Source organism: Micromonospora sp. NPDC049230 (assembly GCF_040647875.1).
Taxonomy (GTDB): domain Bacteria; phylum Actinomycetota; class Actinomycetes; order Mycobacteriales; family Micromonosporaceae; genus Micromonospora.
The window spans coordinates 246,353-263,795 of the sequence record NZ_JBEZCZ010000005.1; the positions used below are offsets into that span (position 1 = coordinate 246,353).

The window sequence follows — 17,443 nt, forward strand, 5'->3', positions numbered from 1 at the left end:
TGTGGAATGCTCCACAGAGGAGTGTGACGCCCTAAGAACACTCCGGAGCCGCCAAAAGGTTGGGCGGGGTGTTCAATGCCGCCGTGCGGCGTACGCGGCCAGCGCGGCGACCTGGGCCGGGTCCAGCGAGGGGCGCACCCGTGCCCGTGCCGTCGCCACGTGCCCGGCGGTGACAGTGGCGGCGGCGAGGGACTCCCGCATCGCGGCCAGCGCCGCCTCCCGGACCAGCGCCGCGCAGTCCGCCGCGGAGAAGCCGGTCAGCTCGTCGCCGAGGGCGGCGAGGTCGACGTCCGGTGCCAGCGGCACCTGCCGGGACGCGGCTCGCAGGATCTCGGCACGGGCCGGACCGTCCGGCGGCGGCACGTAGACCAGCCGTTCCAACCGGCCCGGCCGCAGCAGCGCCGGGTCGACCAGGTCGGGACGGTTGGTCGCGCCGACCACCACCACGTTGCGCAACGTCTCCACCCCGTCCAACTCGGTGAGCAGCGCGGCGACCACCCGGTCCGTGGTGCCCCCGTCGGTGGCCTGGCCGCGTACCGGCGCCAGGGCGTCCACCTCGTCCAGGAAGATCAGGGTGGGGGCCGCCTCCCGGGCCCGGCGGAACAGCTCGCGGACCGCGCGTTCGCTCTCGCCGACCCACTTGGAGAGCAACTCCGCGCCCTTCACCGACAGCACGTTGGCTCGCCCCGACCCGGCGAGCGCGGTGACCAGGTAGGTCTTGCCGCAGCCCGGCGGCCCGTAGAGCAGCACGCCGCGCGGCGGCTGCACCCCGAGCCGCGCGAAGGTGTCCGGGTAGGTCAACGGCCACAGCACCGACTCGGTCAACGTCTGCTTGACCTCGTCCAGGCCACCCACGTCGTCCAACGTCACCGAGGCCAGATCCAGTGTCGACGCCGCCATCGTGGTCGGCCGGACGACCTCCCGGGCGGCAGTGAAGTCCGCCATCGACACCGTCGGCGTCTCGGCGGACATCTGCCGCAGTGCCGCGCGTACCCCGGCCTCCCGAACCAACGCGGCCAGGTCCGCCGCGACGAACCCGGGGGTACGCGCGGCCACCTCGTCCAGCCGCACGTCGTCGGCCAACGGCACCTGCCGGGTCAGCACGGTGAGCTGTTCGCGGCGTAACGCCTGGTCGGGGAGCGGGATGCTGATCCGCAGCGACAGCAGGTCGGGTGCGCGCAACGCGGGGTCGACGGCCTCCGGTCGGCCGGTGGCGCAGACCACTGCGACACCGGCCCGGACGCACTCCGCGAGCACCTGGCGGAACACCGTCGCCACCGGGCCGGGCTCGTCCGCCGGTGCGATCGCCTCGACGTCGCTGACCAGCAGCACCGCCGGCCCGCCGGCTCGGGCCGCCGTGGCCGCGCCGCGCAGCCGGTCGGCGGCGGCCTGGTTCGTCGACGCGGCCAGCTCGGGCGCCCACAGCGGATGTACGCGGGCACCGACCCGGGTGGCCACGGCCCGGACCAGCGCCGACTTCCCGGAGCCGGCCGGGCCGACGAGCAGCACCCCCAGCGAGATGGTGGTGCCCAGCCGACCCAACACCTCCCGGTGGTGGAAGCCGAGGTCGAGCAGTTCGGTCAGCTCCTCCGCCTGGGCCCGCAACCCGGGCAGCTCGTCCACGTCCGGTGTGTCGTCCGGCTGGTCCGCCACCGGTGCCGCGTCGGCGGTCCGGGGCGGCCGCGCCCGCTCGGCGTCGACCGGGGCGGGCCCGCCGTGGGTGACCGGCCCGTGCTCCCAGCCGACCACCGTGTCCATGGTGACGAGCGCGCCGGCGGCCGGCTCGACAGTGCGCACGGTGAGCAGGGTGCTGGTCCAGGCGAAACCGACAGTGTTGGCGAGGCTGCCCCGAGCCGCCTCGATGAGGCTGCGCACCGAGGCGTCCGGCAGCACGTCCTGCGGCAACAGCGACACGTCGTCGCCGGCGGTGAGCACCTTGCCCAGCAGCGCCAGCCGCAGCATCTCCGGGCTCACCGCCGCGACCACCCCGACCGGCCCGGCCAGGACGACCCGACTCGCCGGCACCAGCGGCACCGGGCTGACCCGCACCTGAGCGCCGTCGCGTACGCCCAGGTTGCCCAGCGTCAGGTCGTCGGCGTACAGCAGGGCGCTGCTCGCGCCCGGCGCGGCGGTCGCCACGATCCCCGCCGTCTCCCGGCTGCCGGCAAGCCGGACCGGGTCGCCGGGCCGCAGCCCCAGCGCGGTCAGCGCCTCCGGGTGCAGCCGCACGATGCCCCGTCGGGCGTCCAGCGCGGCCGGCCGTAGGCTCGCCGTCAGGGTCAGGTCGGGTTGTGCCACCGCCCGACCGTAGCCGCCGCCGGCCAGCCCCGCCGGTCAGCGCCGCGGATCCAACTCGTCCAACAACGACGGGTCCCGCCGGATCAGCTCGGCCAACCGGGCCGCCGGGTCCGGGGTCAACCCGTCCGGGCCGGGCGCCCACTCGGGCACCGTCCGGCCGGACAGGGGCCACGCCGGCGGGGGTTCCACCGGCACCGGCGGGGGCACCGGCCCGACCGTGACGTCCGGGCCGTCCCAGGAGACCCGCAGGGGGTACGTCCGTCCCTCGTGCTGCACCTGCACTGTCACCACCAGCCCGGGATGGGTGCCGACGACCTGACGGACCGCCTCGGCCACCTCCTCGACCGGCCCCCACCCGGCCACGTCGCCCGGGGAGTCCGCCCCCGCGTGCCGGGCGTCGTGCCGTGCCGGCACGGCGTTGAGGGCCTCGCCACGGCCGATCGCGGCGTTCGGGGCGTCCCCACGGCCCGGCCCGGTGTTCGGGGCCTCGCCACGGCCCGGCGCGGCGTTCGGGGTGTCGCCGCCGACGGTCCCGGGAAGGGCCGAGGGTGGCGCGGTGTCGTCACGGTCGTTGGCCCGCCGGCGCAGCGCCTCCTCGCGCCGGGCCAACCGGGCCAGCGTCTCGTCCAGGTCGCCCCTCACCAGATCACCTCTTCCCGTCACGGCCCGAGCCGGTCGGCTCAGGCCTGTCTCTCCCGGGTGGCACGTTCCAGCGCGCGATCCAGGACGACCAGCAGGGCGTCCCGCACCGACAGTCGGTCCCGGGCGTCGAACTGCACCAGGGGCACATGGTCGCCGATGGCCAGCGCCCAGCGGATCTCGCCGAGTTCCAGGGCCAACCGCCCGTCGAAGGCGTTGACGCCGACCACGAACGGCAACCCGGCCCGTTCGAAGAAGTCGATCGCCGGGAAGCAGTCGTCCAGCCGGGCGCTGTCCACCACCACCAGCGCGCCGAGCGCCCCCCGGGCCAGGTCGTCCCACATGAAGCCGAACCGGGCCTGCCCCGGCGTGCCGAACAGGTAGAGCTTCAGGCTGCGGTCGATGGTCACGCAGCCGAAGTCCATCGCCACCGTCGTGGTGGTCTTGGTGGACCGGACACCCGGATCGTCCACGCCGATCCCGGCGCTCGTCATCTCGGCCTCGGTGGTCAGGGGAGCGATCTCGGAGATCGCACCCACAGTGGTGGTCTTGCCCACCCCGAACCCGCCGGCCACCAGGATCTTGACCGGGATCGGCGGTGCCGCCGGCTTGCCGACCGGCGGCGGCGCCCCCGCCCCGGACGGCGGCTGGTACGGCGGCGGCGGCGGACCGGCACGCCCGATGATCGGCCCGGTGCCCGGCACCGCGTAACGGCCGGCGGCACTGTTTCCGACAACCCCGCCGAGCGGGGCGACCGGCCATTCAGGAGATCGCACGGAGTCCATCAATCACTCGCAGGATGAGGTCGGGGTCGACGGCGTCGTTGGTGTCGGTGACGTGCACGTCCAGATGGCCGGCCGCCCGCAGGTCGCCGACCAGGACCCGCGTCACGCCGAGGTGCAACCGGGCGCGGGCCGAGATCTCGGCGACCGAGATCGGTTCCGCGCAGAGCGCGATGATCGCCTGGAACTCCGGTGCCAGCAGGGCACCGGCCGGGCCCGTCGACCAGCCGCTGTCCGTACGGACTGTCACCTGCGTCTCCAACCCGATCGCCGGGTCGGCGCCCGCGACCCGGCCGGAGGTGAGCACGAACGGGCGGGGGCCGGCCGGGCGACCGCCACCCGAATCCGGCTCCGGCCGCGCCGGTGTCTCCACCACGTCGGCCCCGGTCGGGCTGGCCGTGTGCAGGTACGGACGGATCCGGACCGTCGGTTCCGGGTCCGGGTCCTCGCCGGCGACGTCGGGGGTCACTGCTGAGCGGCGTTCTTCAACTCGACGATCAGCCGCGGGGTCAGGGCACCACCGGCCCGCCCGGCGAAGAGCGTCATCTCGTACGCGACGGTGCCCAGGTTGGCCGACCGGTCGGCGACCACCCCGAGCACTGAACCACTGCTGATCGCGCTGATCAGCAGGTAACCGTCGGCCATGTCGACGATCACCCGGTTGAGGCCGCCGAGCGCGTACCAACTGGCCGCCCCACCGGCGAGACTCGTCATCCCGGAGACCACGGCGGCCAACCGCTCCGCGTTGGACCGGTCCTTGATCGCCGACATGGCCATCAACAGGCCGTCCGAGGAGACAGCGATCGCCTCCAGGACACCAGCGGTGCCGGAGGTGAAGGAGTCCAGCAACCAGTTGAACGTACGGGCCTCCGGGCTGAGGTCCCCGTTGGCGCCGGACTGGCTCTGGTCGATGTTTTCGTGCAGGAAGGGGCTGGTCACCGTGATGATCCTTCTTCGTTCCGGCGGTCGGGGCTGACTTCGCGGAGAGCGCGGGCTACGCCCTCCTCGAAGTCGGTGATGAGTTTGCGGACCTCGGCCGGGTCGCCGAGGTGCGTACTGAGCGGTTGACAGGCCGGGACGACTGTAAGGTTCGCCCCCGGCACCCGTCGGCTCAGTCGGGGTCGATCCGGTGTGGTGTCGGACGGGCCGGCGCCACCGGCCGCCGTCGGGCCGACGCCCCCGGGTGTGCTCGGCAGGTCGACGGTGTGCATCTCGGCCCGGCGTACACCGGCCTGGAACGCCTCGACGAGCGCGCGGGCGGCGGCGGGGTCCGCACCTGTGGCGTCCACCGGCCGGGTCGGTACGGCGGCGGCGTGCAGGCTGGCACCGGGCACCCGCTGCCGGATCCGCGGCGCGTTCGGCGGGCCCGCCGGCTCCGGCTCCTGGGGCGCGGGAGCGGGCTGCGGTGGCTGGCCGGAGCCGAACGCGTTCCAGGACGGGCTGGCGTCCAGGCTACGGGTGGCCCGGCTGAGCAGGTCCGAGTCGAAGCGGGCTGGCTCGGCGACGGCCGCCGTCCGGGGCCGTGCGGCGCGGCCGGACGCTGCCGCCGTACGCCTGTCCCGCTCCGGCACCGCGGCCCGGGCGACGGTGCTCCCGGCCCGGTCGGCCCGGCGCAGCACCAGTGCCGCCGACGGGATCTCCAGGTGTGCCGTCACCCCGCCGCCGGCGGTGGCGGCCAGGCCCACCTCCCAGCCGTGACGGCGGGCCAACCGGCCCACCACGAAGAGACCGAGCACCTCGGTCGGTGCCAGGTCGAGCCGTTCCCGGCGGGTGAACCGGGCGTTCTCCTCGGCCAGGCGTTGCTCACCCATGCCGATGCCGTGGTCCACGACGGTGATCCGCGCGCCGAAGCCTGACGTTTCGGCGGCCACCAGCACCCGGGTGTGCGGCGGGGAGAAGGCTGTGGCGTTCTCCATCAGCTCGGCCAGCGCCAGGATGAGGTCACCGACCACGGCCGGCGCGGCCGAGATGCCGGCCGGCACCCGCACCTCCACCCGGGTGTAGTCCTCGATCTCGCCGAGCGCCAACCGGACCACGTCGGCCAGCGGCACCGGTGCGGTGTGGGCGTCGGCACCGGCCGAGCCGGAGAGCACCACGAGGCTGCCGGCGTTGCGCCGCAACCGGCTGGAGATGTGGTCGAGTCGGTACAGGTGCTCCAGCCGACCCGGGTCGGCCTCCTGCTGCTCCAGCCGGTCGATGAGCGCGATCTGCCGGCCCACCAGGTTCTGGGTGCGCCGCCCGACGTGGCCGAACATCTGCGCCACGTTGCGTCGGCCGGCGACCTGCCGCTCGACCAGCCGCGCGGCGGTGCTCTGCACCCGGTCGAAGGCCCGCGCCAGGTCGCCGATCTCGTCGTTGGCTCGGATGTCCACCGGCTCCAGCCGGATGGGCTGTGGGCTCTCCCCCTCGTCGTCGGTGACCCGGACCAGCTCCGCCTCGGCGACCCGGGCGACCCGGTCGGCCGAGTGGGTGAGGCGGGTCAGCGGTCGGGCCACCGTCCGCGCGACAGCCGCGCTGAGCAGCACCACCAACGCCAGGATCAGTGCCGCCGCGGCACCGACCAGGTACGCGGCGGTCAGCGCGCGCCGCTGGTCGGCGGTCACCTCGGTGAGCACGTCGGCGACCAGCTTCTTCTCCACGAACTGACCGAGCCGGATCATCGTGCGGACGGCCGGGAAGAGCGCCTCCATCGGCACGTCGCGGACCGCGGCGGCCGGGTCCCGGGCGCTGGTGACCAGGAAGTCCGAGCTGGTACGCGCGGCCACCGCCGCGTCGTTGAGCTGGGCCACCTTGAGCTGCTCGGGTGTGATGAGGCTGCGGAAGCGCGAGTTGTCGGCCCACAGCGCGGCGATGCACGCCACGTACCCGGTGATGGTGTCCGAGCTGCCGACCGCCTTGACCAGCAGGCTCAGGGTGGCGCAGGCGCCCAGGCCCTCGTCGACGCGCAGCAGCCCGTCGAGGGCGAGCACCTGACGACCCGGCAACGTCTCGGTGTCCACACCGAAGACCAGCCGCAGCGACTCGATCAACCCCACGTTCACCGGGCCGAAGGCCTCCATCACCTGGCCCGGGTTCGCGACCCGGGCCAGCACGGACGTGCGCAGGTCGGTGAGGCTGGACACGCCGTCCAGGGCGCTGTCGACCTGGACGGTCAGCGCGTCGCTCCCTGCGGCCCGCAGGTCGGCCACCCGGTCGTCCACGTCGGCGGACTTGCGGACCACCTCGCTGCGCTCGACCCGGCCGAGCAGGAAACCGACCGAGAGGATGCGTTCCTGCTGGAGGTCCTGGACCAGGCTGCCGACCCGGCTGGCGAGCCGTACCCGTTCGGCGGTGTCGCTGGCCCGCTGCGCCGCGGCCACCCGATCGAGCACCACGGGCACGGCCAGGCCGACCATGCTGAGCAGCGGGATGACCACGAGCAGCGCGAGCTTGCCGCGGATCCGGAGCCTACCGAGCAGCATCGAAGGCCCCCCACTGCGCGGGCTCCGGGTCGCGGGCCGTGCCGGCGGGTTGCAGCCCGCGCAGATCGCCCGGCACCGGTTGCCAGGCGTCCGCCGCTGGCGGGGTGTCGGCGATCTCGGTGTGGGTCGCGGCCATTGTCGCCCGGCGGCGGGCCCGACCGCGAGCGGCGAACAGCAGCGCGGCGAGCCAGCTCAGCAGCAGCACGGCGAGCGCTGCCGCCGCGGCGGTCTGCCAGCGGTCCGTGTCGAGTTCGTCGATGCGTTCGACGAGCAGGGCGTCCAACTCGGCGAGGATGACCGGCTGAAGTTGGCGGGCCGCTCGGTGCGTGTTGAGCCCGGCGGCGCTCAACTGGCCGGGGTCCACCACGCCCGTGCCCCTGGCCGGGGTCGAGTACGCGGCCAGCGCCTCCACCGAGCGTTGGTAGGTGTCCAGCGGGGTCAGCACGTTGGCGCCGAGGTCGGTGCTCTCCGAGCCGTCCACTGCGGAACGCAGGTTGTCGACGGCGTCACCTGCGGGTGCCAGGGCGGCCACCCGCAGGCCGGTCAGCTCCAGCAGGCCGCGTGGTTGTTCGGCGGCTGGCCGGCGGGCGACAAGCGTGCCCAGGTCAGCGAGCCGGCCGGCGGCCACCACCGCCTCGGGCAACTCCTGGCCGGCGCTGTCCTGGAGGAAGTAGGAGTCGGCGACGGGATCGCGGACCAGCCCGGAACTCTCCCGGACCTTGCGGTGCAGCGCCAGCAGCAGGTCCGACACCTCCCCGTACGCCGTGTAGGCGGACTCCGGGTCGGCGGGGCTGCGGCCGCGCAGTGCCTCCAGCTTGGCCCGCACCCCGGCCCAGCGTTCCTGGCTGAGCAGCTCGGTGCCGATGCGGGCGTCCACCGCCGCGGCCTCCTCGACCGCCCGGTTCAGCGCATCGCCGGTTACCTGTCGGTTGTTGACGGCGGCGGACTGGGCCTCCACGAGCGCGTCGGTGACCGAGCCCAGAGCGGTGAGGTACCGCACGCCGAGCCGTTCCCGAACGGCCAGGTCCCGGTCGGCGGTGGTCTGCCGCCAGGCGGACGTGCCGAGCAGACCCACCGGTGCCAGTAAGGCCCCGATGAGGAGCAGCGGCAGCAGTCGGCCCAGGGTGGACGGACGTCGACGGGCCCGCGGCGCGGGGACTGTCATGTGTGTCTCCTCCGGCATGGGGCGCGGATCGGCGCGGTGTCGGTTGACCCGACAAGTCCCGTGCACCGGACCGGAAAACTAACCGACCCCCACACTGGTCAGACCTCGGTCGACGAGTCATGTTCGCGTCAGTTTGAGCAACGTCACCATTTACGCGCGTTCCCGACACGCTCTGTTTCGTCAGTGGGTGTGACATGTGAAGATCGAGAGGATATCCGTGAAAGATCGGAATTCACGGGATCCGAACTCAACTCACTGGGCCGCGCCGGACATCGCGCACTCGCAGCCGTCCGGTCACCGATCGGGGCAACCGGACGGACGTACGGCGGATCTCAGCCAACGCTCAGGCTGCGAGCCGTACCGTGTGCCGCATGACATCGCCGTCGCCGGCCGCGTGGTTCCGGCGTGCCCTGCCCACCCGCCGTCGCGCGATCGCCGCAACGGCTGTCGTCGTGCTGCTGGCCGCCGCCGTGACCTGGGCGGTGTGGCCGCAGGGGCCGGGCGTCCGCACCGAGAGCGCGATGCTCACCGTCCGCTCCGGACCGTCCGACGACCAGCCGGTGGACCTGGACACGACCTTCTACCTGCCCGACGACGCGTCGTCCGGGCGGAAGGTTCCGGCGGTGCTGTTGGCACACGGGTTCGGCGGCACGAAGGAGTCGGTCCGCTCCGACGCGGAGGAGTTCGCCGGGCGCGGCTACGCGGTGCTCACCTGGACCGCGCGGGGCTTCGGCCGCAGCGGCGGCGAGATCCACCTGGACAGCCCGGACCACGAGGTGCGTGACGCGCAACGGTTGCTGGACTGGCTGGCCGCGCGCCCGGAGGTCCGCACCGACGCCGCTGGCGACCCGAAGGTCGGCGTGGTCGGCGGCTCGTACGGCGGCGGTCTGGCCCTGCTGCTGGCAGCCCAGGACCGTCGGGTCGACGCGATCGTCCCCATGATCACCTGGAACGACCTGTCCCGTGCCTTCCTGCCGGAGAGCACCGGTGGGGCGCCGACCGAGGGCGTGTTCAAGAAGGGCTGGGCCGGTCTCTTCTTCGGCGGCGGCGGCAACGTGGGCTCCGGCCCGGCCGGGCTGTCCGGCGGGACCGCCGCCCAACCGCAGGGCGCGCCCGCGTCGGCCGGCCCACCCAGCCCGGCACCGGGTGCCGGCCCGGGCAGCGGCCCCGGCGGTGCCCCGGCCGGTGCGGCCGACCCGTCCTGCGGGCGCTTCGCCGCCGACGTGTGCGCCGCCTACCTGCGGATCGCCACCACCGGACGGGCCGACCAGGCGGCCGTGGACCTGCTGCGCCGCTCCAGCCCGGCCGGCGTGCTGGACCGGATCAAGGCGCCCACCCTGCTGGTGCAGGGCGAGGCGGACACGCTCTTCGGTCTCGGCGAGGCGGACGCGAACGCGAAGGGCATCGCCGCCACCGGCACCCCGGTCCGGGTCGCCTGGTTCACCGGCGGGCACGACGGTGGCAGTGGACCCCGCTCGGACGAGGACCGGGTGAAGTTCCTGACCGTCCAGTGGCTCGACCACTACGTCAAGGGCGAGGGCACAGCGCCCGGCGACGACTTCACCTGGTCGCGGATTGCCGGCTTCGACGCGCTCGACCGGGGTCTGGTCGCCACCGGCTTCCGCCGCGCCGACTATCCGGGCCTGACCGGCAACGCCCGCCGGGAGGTCACTGTCGCCGGCCCGGCCCAGCCGATCGCGAACCCACCGAACGGCAACCCGGCCGCGATCTCCTCGATCCCGTTCGCCAGCGGGCTCACCTCGTTGCTGGACGGCGTGGCCGGCGACGTGCCCGGCCAACACGCCCGGTTCGAGTCGACGCCGCTGACCGAGGCGGTGGACGTGGCTGGTGCGCCCACCATCACCCTGCGGGCCGCCTCGCCGACCGGTTCGGCGGTGCTCTTCGTCAAGCTCTACGACGTCGACAAGGACGGCGCGGCGACCCTACCGAACGGACTGGTCGCCCCGATCCGACTCACCGGCCTGCCGCGACAGGTGCAGGACGCCCGCCCGGTCACCGTGACGCTGCCCGGAATCGTCCGCCGGGTGGAGGCCGGGCACCGGCTGCGCCTGGTGGTGGCCACCTCCGACCAGGCGTACACCACGCCCGCCGAGCCCACCGTCTACACGGTGGCCGCGGACGGCGCGGTCAGCCTGCCCACTGTCAGCGGTGAGCCGATCCCCACCGCGGCGACGGTCTGGCGCTGGGTGCTCGCCGGCCTGCTCGCCGCCATCGTGATCGGGCTCGTCGTGGTCGTCGCCGGGCTCCGCCGCCGGCATCGTCGCCAGGACCGGTCGGTGCATCCGGAGTACGCGGACACGCCGCTGGCCGTGCGCGCACTGCGCAAGGAGTACGCGGACGGCTTCGTGGCGGTGTCGAACGTGGACTTCGAGGTGCACCCCGGTCAGGTCGTGGGTCTGCTCGGGCCCAACGGCGCCGGTAAGACCACCACCCTGCGGGTGCTGATGGGGCTGACCCAGCCGACCGCCGGGGAGATCTACGTCTTCGGTCGTCGGCTGGTGCCCGGCTCGCCGGTGCTGTCCCGGATCGGCGCGCTTGTCGAGGGGCCCGGCTTCCTGCCGCACCTGTCGGGTCTGGACAACCTGAAGGCGTACTGGCGGGCCACCGGTCGGCCGTGGGAGGACGCCCAGTTCGACGCGGCCCTGGAGATCGCCGGGCTGGGTGACTCCGTGCAACGGCGGATCAAGAACTACAGCCACGGTATGCGTCAGCGCCTCGCCATCGCCCAGGCCATGCTGGGCCTGCCCGAGCTGCTGGTGTTGGACGAGCCGACCGACGGGCTCGACCCGCCGCAGATCGCCGAGATGCGCCGGGTGCTCCAGCGCTACGCCACGGACGGCCGGGCGGTGCTGGTCTCCAGCCACCTGCTGGCCGAGGTGGAACAGACCTGCACGCACGCGGTGGTGGTGAACAAGGGCCGCATCGTGGCGTCCGGGCCGGTGGAGGAGATCGTGGGCGAGTCGCCGAGTGTGCTCTTCGACGTCAGCGACCCGGCGGCGGCGCGAGTGGTGCTGGACCGCCTGCACGGCGTGCGGGTGCTGCCGGAGAGCGACGGCCAGCTGGTGGTCGACACCAACGGCACGGCCCGCAGCGAGGTGGTGGCCGAGCTGGTGCGCGCCGGCATCGGGGTGGACCGGGTGGTGCCCCGGCGCCGCCTGGAGGACGCGTTCCTCGCCCTGGTGGGCGACAACTCTCGGGGAAGCGGTGACCGGTGATGGTTGTTTCCGACGCGGGTGCGGCCCGCGGCTACCGGCCGTCGGCCACCATGCCGTTCGGGGCGGAGTTCCGTCGGCAGGCATCCCGGCGGCGCACCCAGTTGGCGCTCGGGTTCATGGTGCTGCTGCCGCTGATCATCCTGATCGCGTTCCAGTTCAACTCCGGTGGTGACGACGACAACGGCAACAACGAGTTCGCCAGTCTTGTCGACCTGGCCACCTCCGGCGGGCTCAACTTCACCCTCTTCTCGATCTTCGTGTCGGCGTCGTTCCTGCTGGTGGTCGTCGTCGCGCTGTTCTGTGGCGACACTGTGGCCAGTGAGGCGAGCTGGGGCAGCCTGCGCTACCTGCTGGCTATCCCGGTGCCCCGCGCACGGCTGTTGACGGTGAAGCTGGTGGTCGCGCTCGCGTACTCAGCACTGGCTCTGGTCCTGTTGGCGGGCACCGCGTTGCTGGCCGGCACCCTGCGCTACGGCTGGTCGCCGCTGCGCAGCACTGTCGCCGCCGAGCTGGAACCCACCGAGGGGCTGCTCCGGCTGCTGGCCGTGCTCGGCTACCTGGCTGTCGTACTGCTGGTGGTGGCCGGGCTTGCCTTCCTGCTGTCGGTCACCACGGACGCCGCGCTCGGCGCGGTCGGCGGTGCGGTGTTGCTCTGGATCCTGTCCAGCATCCTGGACCAGATCACCGCCCTGGGCGCGCTGCGCGACTTCCTGCCCACCCACTTCAGCACCGCCTGGTTGGGGTTGCTCTCGACCCCGGTGCAGACCGACGAGGTGGTGCGCGGCTGCATCTCGGCGATCAGTTACGCGACGCTGTTCTGGGGGCTGGCGTTCTGGCGCTTCACCCGCAAGGACATCACGTCGTAGCGGCAGGCCTCACAGCCGGCTGTCGGGCGGGCTCACCGACGACGGCACCGCGCTCGGCGCCGGCGGCGGAGCCGGCCGGGTCGGCACCGGCGCGGCCGGGTCGGCCTTCTTCCAGGCGCTGACGCCGATCCGGCCGGTGTTGCCCAGGTCGATCGGCCCGTCCGGGTCGACATCCTCGGCCGGCTGCCCGGCCGCTGGCGCCACCGTCAGGTACGCGCCGTTGGTGGCCACCACTGTCGAATCGGTGACCAGGTTGCGCCAGAGCACCACGGCCGTGGCCCGCTCGCCGTGCGCGAGGGTGACAGTCCGGGGCGGCTGGTCGAAGCCCGACGTGATCTCCTTGCCGCCGTTGACCACCCGCAACATGATCGGCTCGCGCTGCGCGTCGAACACGTGCAGCACCGGGTATCCGTTGAGCTGGTACGGCTGGTCGCCGCAGTTGACCAGCTCCAGCCCGAGGGCGCGCAGCCCCATCGCGGCGTCCCCGCCGGTCGACCGGATCCGGACACCGGAGGCCGGGCAGGCGGGCGGCGGGTCGGTGCTCGCCGACGGGCTCGGCGCGGTCAACGGCCGGCTCGGCGGGTCCCCGCCCTGGCCGCGATGGTCGTCGAAAGCACAGCCGCCGAGTGCGAGAGCCATCGCGACAGTCGCGCTGATGCGCCGCCGTGCTGCCGCGTCGCGGGAGACCATTGCCTGATCCTCGCTCACGTGGGCGTGCCGCCGTCGCCCGGCCCCTGTGCGTTGTCGCGCGGTCCCTGCCGCCAGCGTCCGGCCCACAGTCGCGTGTCGTGTCGAGCTGCCCCATATCTGGGCCGGCTGCTGTCCTCACCACGGAGGCAAGTGCTCGGGTCTGCCCCGTGTCTGGGGCAGCTCGACAGGCGGTACCCACAGTGTGGGAGCGCGCCCACGGCGGGTCACGCTGCCGGAATTCGGGTGTAGTGGCAGCTCAGGGGATCGGCCGGCGCAGCCAGAGCGCTGCGGTGCTCGACGTGGGACCGTGGACACCGGTACATTCCGACCGGGGACTTTCCCACCAGCAAGGAATTTATAAGCTTCGATAGTTTCATGCCTCACATTGAAGAGATCAGATTCCTTCGATGGAGGTTCCCATGGACGTTTCTCGGCTCGGTGGGCCGACCCTGTCCCTGTTCCGCATCGTGATCGGCCTGCTGTTCACGTTGCACGGCCTGACCTCGGTCTTCGGGTTGTTCGGCGGCAACCCGGTGACCGGTGCGGCGATACCCGTCGGCACCTGGCCGGGCTGGTGGGCCGCGCTGATCCAACTGGCCTGCGGCGCACTGGTGCTGGCCGGGCTCCTCACCCGACCCGCCGCTCTGCTCGCCTCCGGCTCGATGGCATACGCCTACTTCGTGGTGCACCAGCCAGATGATCTGCTGCCGCTGCACAACGGTGGCGAACTGTCGGCGCTCTTCTGCTGGTCGTTCCTGCTGGTCGCGGCCCTCGGTCCGGGTTCCTGGGCGCTCGACACTCTGCTCGCCCGTCGCCGCGACGTCCGGCCCGCCCCGGCGGCGCCGCTGGTCGAGTCCAGTTCGATGGTCATCTGACCGCACCCGAACCGCGCGTCGCCGGGCCTCGACGAGGCAGGCTCGGCGACGCGCCCGGTCCGGGGTCGACCCTGGAGCGACGACGGCAGGGGCGGGAGTGTCAGGCCGAAGAGCGCGCGCCGAGCACCGCGTCCAGGAGGCCGGGGTAGAGGCGGTCCACCTCGTCGCGGCGCAGCCGGACCAGGCGGCTGGTGCCGGCGGCTCGGGTGCGGGTCAGGCCGGCCTCGCGCAGCACCTTGAGGTGGTGGCTGCGGGTCGCCTTGGAGACGCCGAAGTCGAAGGTGCCACAGGCGGCCTCGCCATCCTCGACGAGCGCCCGAACGATCTGTAGCCGCACGTCGTCGGCGAGTGCGGCCAGCACAGTGGTGACCGGAATGTCGGCCAGGTCGGGTTCGTGCGGCTCCATGTGACAAGTGTAACGCTTGTTCGACAAGAATCGAACAACGCCCTATGGTCGGTGTCGATGGTTCGACGATACTCGAACATTGGAGCTGACGATGCGATCCCGTGCCGCCGCCTATCCGCTGCTCGCCGCACTCGGTTGGGGCGTGATGTTTCCGGTCCTGGCCAGTGCGCTGACCCGGGTCGACCCGCTCAACCTGACCACCGCCCGCTACCTGCTCGCCGCCGTCATCCTGCTCGCCGTGCTGCTGCTCCGCGAAGGCGCCGGTGCGCTGCGGCACGGCGGCCGAACGGGCGAGATCGTGGTGCTCGGCGTGGTCGGCTTCGCCGGCTTCAACGTGCTCACCAACCTGGCGCTCGAACACGCCGCGCCGCAGCAGATCGCTCTCTTCGTGGCCACCACCCCGCTGATCACCCAACTGGTCCGCTGGGCCCGGGACGGCGTACGGCCGAAGCCGCTCTTGCTGGCCCTCTCCCTGGTGGCGCTCCTCGGAGTCGGCCTGGTGATCACCCGCGGGAGCCTGGCCGGGCTCGGCCAGTTCGGTCTCGGTGGGCTGATGATGGTCGGCGCGGTGCTCGGCTGGGGCATCTACACGCACGGTGCCAGCCGGTTCGGCGCCTGGTCGCCGCTGCGCTTCACCACCCTGACCGCGCTCGCCGGCACGGCAGCCATGCTGGCCGCGAGCATCGCCGCCGACGCCGTCGGCTGGCAGCACGCGCCGTCCGCCGCCGACCTCGCCGCGGTCACCCCGCAGTTGGCGTACGCGGTGGTCATCGGCGCGGTGATCGCCGTCCTGGCCTGGAACACCGGTGTGCGGCGGCTCGGTGCCGCCAACGCCGCGCTGTTCATGAACCTGGTCCCGGTCGTCACCTTCGCGGTGCAGATCGCCCGCGGCTACCGCCCGGAGCCCATCGAGCTGGTCGGTGCCGCCATCACGATCGGTGCGCTGGTCGCCGCGAACCTCGCCACCAGGCCACGGACCCGGCCCTCGGCTCCGCTGCGGCCGACCGCGACCACGGACCGGATCGCGGTGGTCGACCCGGTGGCGGTGAGCGCCCGCTGACCCCACCCGCCGGTAACTGGCTGAGTCGGTCGGCTCACTGCGTGGGATGCGCTGTGGAAGCGGCGGGAAGAGTTGCCTAGACTCGGCAGCACAACTGCATACCTCATCCAGAGGGGCTGAGGGATACGGCCCGACGACGCCCCGGCAACCACCCCGCGCGCTCACCGCTGAGCGACCCGCGGGGCAGGTGCCAATTCCGTCCCCGCCGCACGGTGCGATGTGGGGAAAGATGAGAGGACTTCTCGACATGACGTCGACGCTCGCCGCCTCCGGCATCGACACCTCCGCCAGCCCCGCCCGCGCCCTGGTCTGTCGTGCCTGTTCGGCCCGTTACCCGCTCGCCGCCCAGCACGCCTGCTACGAGTGTTTCGGCCCGCTCGAGGTCGACTACGACACCGCCGCCCTGGCCGCCGTCACCCGCGAGCAGATCGAGGCCGGTCCGAAGAACATCTGGCGGTACGCCGCGCTGCTCCCCGCCGGTCAGGACCCGGCCAGTCGGGTCACCCTCGACCCGGGGCTGACCCCGCTGGTCGCGGCCCCGCACCTCGCCGCCGAGCTGGGCATCTCCGCACCGCTGTGGGTCAAGGACGACAGCGCCAACCCGACCCACTCGTTCAAGGACCGGGTCGTCTCGGTGGCGCTCACCGCCGCGAAGGCGCTCGGTTTCACCCGGTTCGCCTGCGCGTCGACGGGCAACCTGGCCAACTCGGTTGCCGCGCACGCCGCCCGCGCCGGGGCGCCCTCGGTGGTCTTCATCCCCAGCGACCTGGAACAGGGCAAGGTCATCACCACCGCTGTCTACGGTGGCGAACTGGTCGCCATCGACGGCTCGTACGACGACGTCAACCGGCTCTGCGGCGAGCTGGTGGAGACCGACGAGTTCGAGGACACCGCGTTCGTCAACGTGAACGTCCGGCCGTACTACGCGGAGGGCTCCAAGACCCTCGGCTACGAGGTGGCCGAGCAGCTCGGCTGGCGGATCCCGGCGCAGGTGGTCATCCCGATGGCCAGCGGGGAGCTGCTCACCAAGATTGACAAGGCGTTCTCCGAGCTGGTCGAGATCGGCCTGGTCGAGGCGCCGGCCGGTGGGTGGAAGGTCTTCGGAGCCCAGTCCGCCGGCTGCAACCCGATCGCCACCGCCCTGCACGCCGACACCGACACCATCATTCCGGTCAAGCCCACCGGCATCGCCAAGTCGCTCAACATCGGCGACCCGGCCGCCGGCCTCTACGCCCTGGAGGCGGTCCGCCGCACCGGCGGCTGGATGGAGTACGCCGACGACGACGAGATCCGCGCCGGCATCCGCGATCTGGCGCGTACCACAGGTGTCTTCGCCGAAACCGCCGGCGGGGTGACAGTGGCGGTGCTCCGCAAGCTTGTCGAGGCCGGTCGGCTCGACCCGACAGTGGAGACCGTCGTGTTCAACACCGGCGAAGGTCTGAAGACCATCGACGCGGTCGCCGGCCAGGTCGGGCCGACCCACCACATCAAGCCCTCGCTGCGCGCCGCCCGCGACGCCGGCCTCCTCGGCTGACCCGTCCCGCCCCGCCGCCCTGCCGCCCCGCTTCGCCCCGCCGCCTCGTGCTGGCTGCGCGGGTCTTGCCGGCGGCTGTCGGTCAGGTTGATCCACTCGGTTCCTGAAGGGCGCGGTATCCGCCCGGCCCAGACACCGCCTTTTCAGGAAACCCGAGTGGACCAAGCGCCGTGCCGTGCCGGGGCGGCCCGTGCTGGCTTGGCAGGGGGTGGGGGATCGCCCGAAAGGGGGACCAGGTTGATCATTCGCGTAACTGGGCTTTCGCTGTGAGTATGGAAAACCCCCCGCCGCGGACTTGACGGCAGGAACCGGACGGCGCAAGATGCTCCGTGCGGGAGGGCATTTCGCCGAAGACTTTTGAAGTTCTTGCGACCCAACGCCGGAGGCGTTGTGCGAGTGTCCCTCCCGACCACGTCCGATCGGGCCAGCGA

The 17,443-nt window shown here is 72.8% G+C and carries 14 protein-coding genes and 1 riboswitch; of the genes, 5 read left to right on the forward strand and 9 right to left on the reverse strand.

The features are described from left to right. Nucleotides 1–72: 72 nt before the first annotated feature. Genes AB0A95_RS07020 through AB0A95_RS07050 form a run of 7 tightly spaced genes read right to left on the reverse strand, consistent with a single transcriptional unit; the run spans nucleotide 73 to nucleotide 8,345 of the window. Nucleotides 73–2,298 (reverse strand): AAA family ATPase, encoded by a 2,226-nt coding sequence (locus tag AB0A95_RS07020; protein WP_357554706.1) that lies wholly within the window; start codon nucleotides 2,296–2,298, stop codon nucleotides 73–75. A gap of 36 nt (nucleotides 2,299–2,334) precedes the next feature. After that, nucleotides 2,335–2,940, reverse strand: a complete 606-nt coding sequence (locus AB0A95_RS07025; RefSeq protein WP_357554707.1) for a hypothetical protein — start codon at nucleotides 2,938–2,940, stop codon at nucleotides 2,335–2,337. Between the two features lie 38 nt (nucleotides 2,941–2,978). Next, entirely contained in the window at nucleotides 2,979–3,722 is a 744-nt protein-coding gene (locus AB0A95_RS07030) for an ATP/GTP-binding protein (RefSeq protein ID WP_357554708.1), read from the reverse strand. Further along, nucleotides 3,700–4,188 carry a DUF742 domain-containing protein gene (locus AB0A95_RS07035; protein ID WP_357554709.1) on the reverse strand — a complete coding sequence of 163 codons (489 nt, stop codon included), beginning with the start codon at nucleotides 4,186–4,188 and terminating at the stop codon, nucleotides 3,700–3,702. The genes AB0A95_RS07030 and AB0A95_RS07035 overlap by 23 nt, the downstream gene beginning before the upstream one ends. Further along, on the reverse strand, nucleotides 4,185–4,658 hold the full coding sequence (locus tag AB0A95_RS07040; RefSeq protein WP_357068143.1) for a roadblock/LC7 domain-containing protein: 474 nt from the start codon (nucleotides 4,656–4,658) through the stop codon (nucleotides 4,185–4,187). Before AB0A95_RS07040 ends, AB0A95_RS07035 begins: the two co-directional genes overlap by 4 nt. Continuing rightward, entirely contained in the window at nucleotides 4,655–7,180 is a 2,526-nt protein-coding gene (locus AB0A95_RS07045; protein ID WP_357554710.1) for a nitrate- and nitrite sensing domain-containing protein, read from the reverse strand. Before AB0A95_RS07045 ends, AB0A95_RS07040 begins: the two co-directional genes overlap by 4 nt. Continuing rightward, entirely contained in the window at nucleotides 7,167–8,345 is a 1,179-nt protein-coding gene (locus AB0A95_RS07050) for a hypothetical protein (RefSeq protein ID WP_357554711.1), read from the reverse strand. The genes AB0A95_RS07045 and AB0A95_RS07050 overlap by 14 nt, the downstream gene beginning before the upstream one ends. Before the next feature lie 371 nt (nucleotides 8,346–8,716). On the opposite strand from AB0A95_RS07050, the gene AB0A95_RS07055 reads away from it, so the two are divergent. Next, nucleotides 8,717–11,581 carry an alpha/beta fold hydrolase gene (locus AB0A95_RS07055; protein ID WP_357554712.1) on the forward strand — a complete coding sequence of 955 codons (2,865 nt, stop codon included), beginning with the start codon at nucleotides 8,717–8,719 and terminating at the stop codon, nucleotides 11,579–11,581. Then, a complete protein-coding gene (locus tag AB0A95_RS07060; RefSeq protein ID WP_357554713.1) occupies nucleotides 11,581–12,447 on the forward strand; it encodes an ABC transporter permease subunit in 867 nt (288 codons plus the stop codon). Before AB0A95_RS07055 ends, AB0A95_RS07060 begins: the two co-directional genes overlap by 1 nt. 9 nt (nucleotides 12,448–12,456) lie before the next feature. Here AB0A95_RS07060 and AB0A95_RS07065 read toward each other — a convergent pair whose 3' ends face one another. Beyond that, nucleotides 12,457–13,137: a DUF4232 domain-containing protein gene (locus tag AB0A95_RS07065; RefSeq protein WP_357554714.1), complete on the reverse strand. Its 681-nt coding sequence runs from the start codon at nucleotides 13,135–13,137 to the stop codon at nucleotides 12,457–12,459. A gap of 419 nt (nucleotides 13,138–13,556) precedes the next feature. On the opposite strand from AB0A95_RS07065, the gene AB0A95_RS07070 reads away from it, so the two are divergent. Next, nucleotides 13,557–14,012, forward strand: a complete 456-nt coding sequence (locus AB0A95_RS07070) for a DoxX family protein (protein ID WP_357554715.1) — start codon at nucleotides 13,557–13,559, stop codon at nucleotides 14,010–14,012. Nucleotides 14,013–14,112: 100 nt separating this feature from the next. Here the strand turns inward: AB0A95_RS07070 and AB0A95_RS07075 are convergent, their stop codons facing one another. Next, entirely contained in the window at nucleotides 14,113–14,418 is a 306-nt protein-coding gene (locus AB0A95_RS07075) for a metalloregulator ArsR/SmtB family transcription factor (protein ID WP_357554716.1), read from the reverse strand. A gap of 91 nt (nucleotides 14,419–14,509) precedes the next feature. On the opposite strand from AB0A95_RS07075, the gene AB0A95_RS07080 reads away from it, so the two are divergent. Both AB0A95_RS07080 and thrC read left to right on the forward strand, forming a co-directional pair. Continuing rightward, nucleotides 14,510–15,478: a DMT family transporter gene (locus AB0A95_RS07080; RefSeq protein WP_357554717.1), complete on the forward strand. Its 969-nt coding sequence runs from the start codon at nucleotides 14,510–14,512 to the stop codon at nucleotides 15,476–15,478. A gap of 100 nt (nucleotides 15,479–15,578) precedes the next feature. Then, a riboswitch (SAM riboswitch) is annotated at nucleotides 15,579–15,714 on the forward strand. Nucleotides 15,715–15,725: 11 nt separating this feature from the next. After that, nucleotides 15,726–17,012 (forward strand): threonine synthase, encoded by a 1,287-nt coding sequence (gene thrC / locus AB0A95_RS07085; protein ID WP_357554749.1) that lies wholly within the window; start codon nucleotides 15,726–15,728, stop codon nucleotides 17,010–17,012. Nucleotides 17,013–17,443 lie beyond the last annotated feature (431 nt).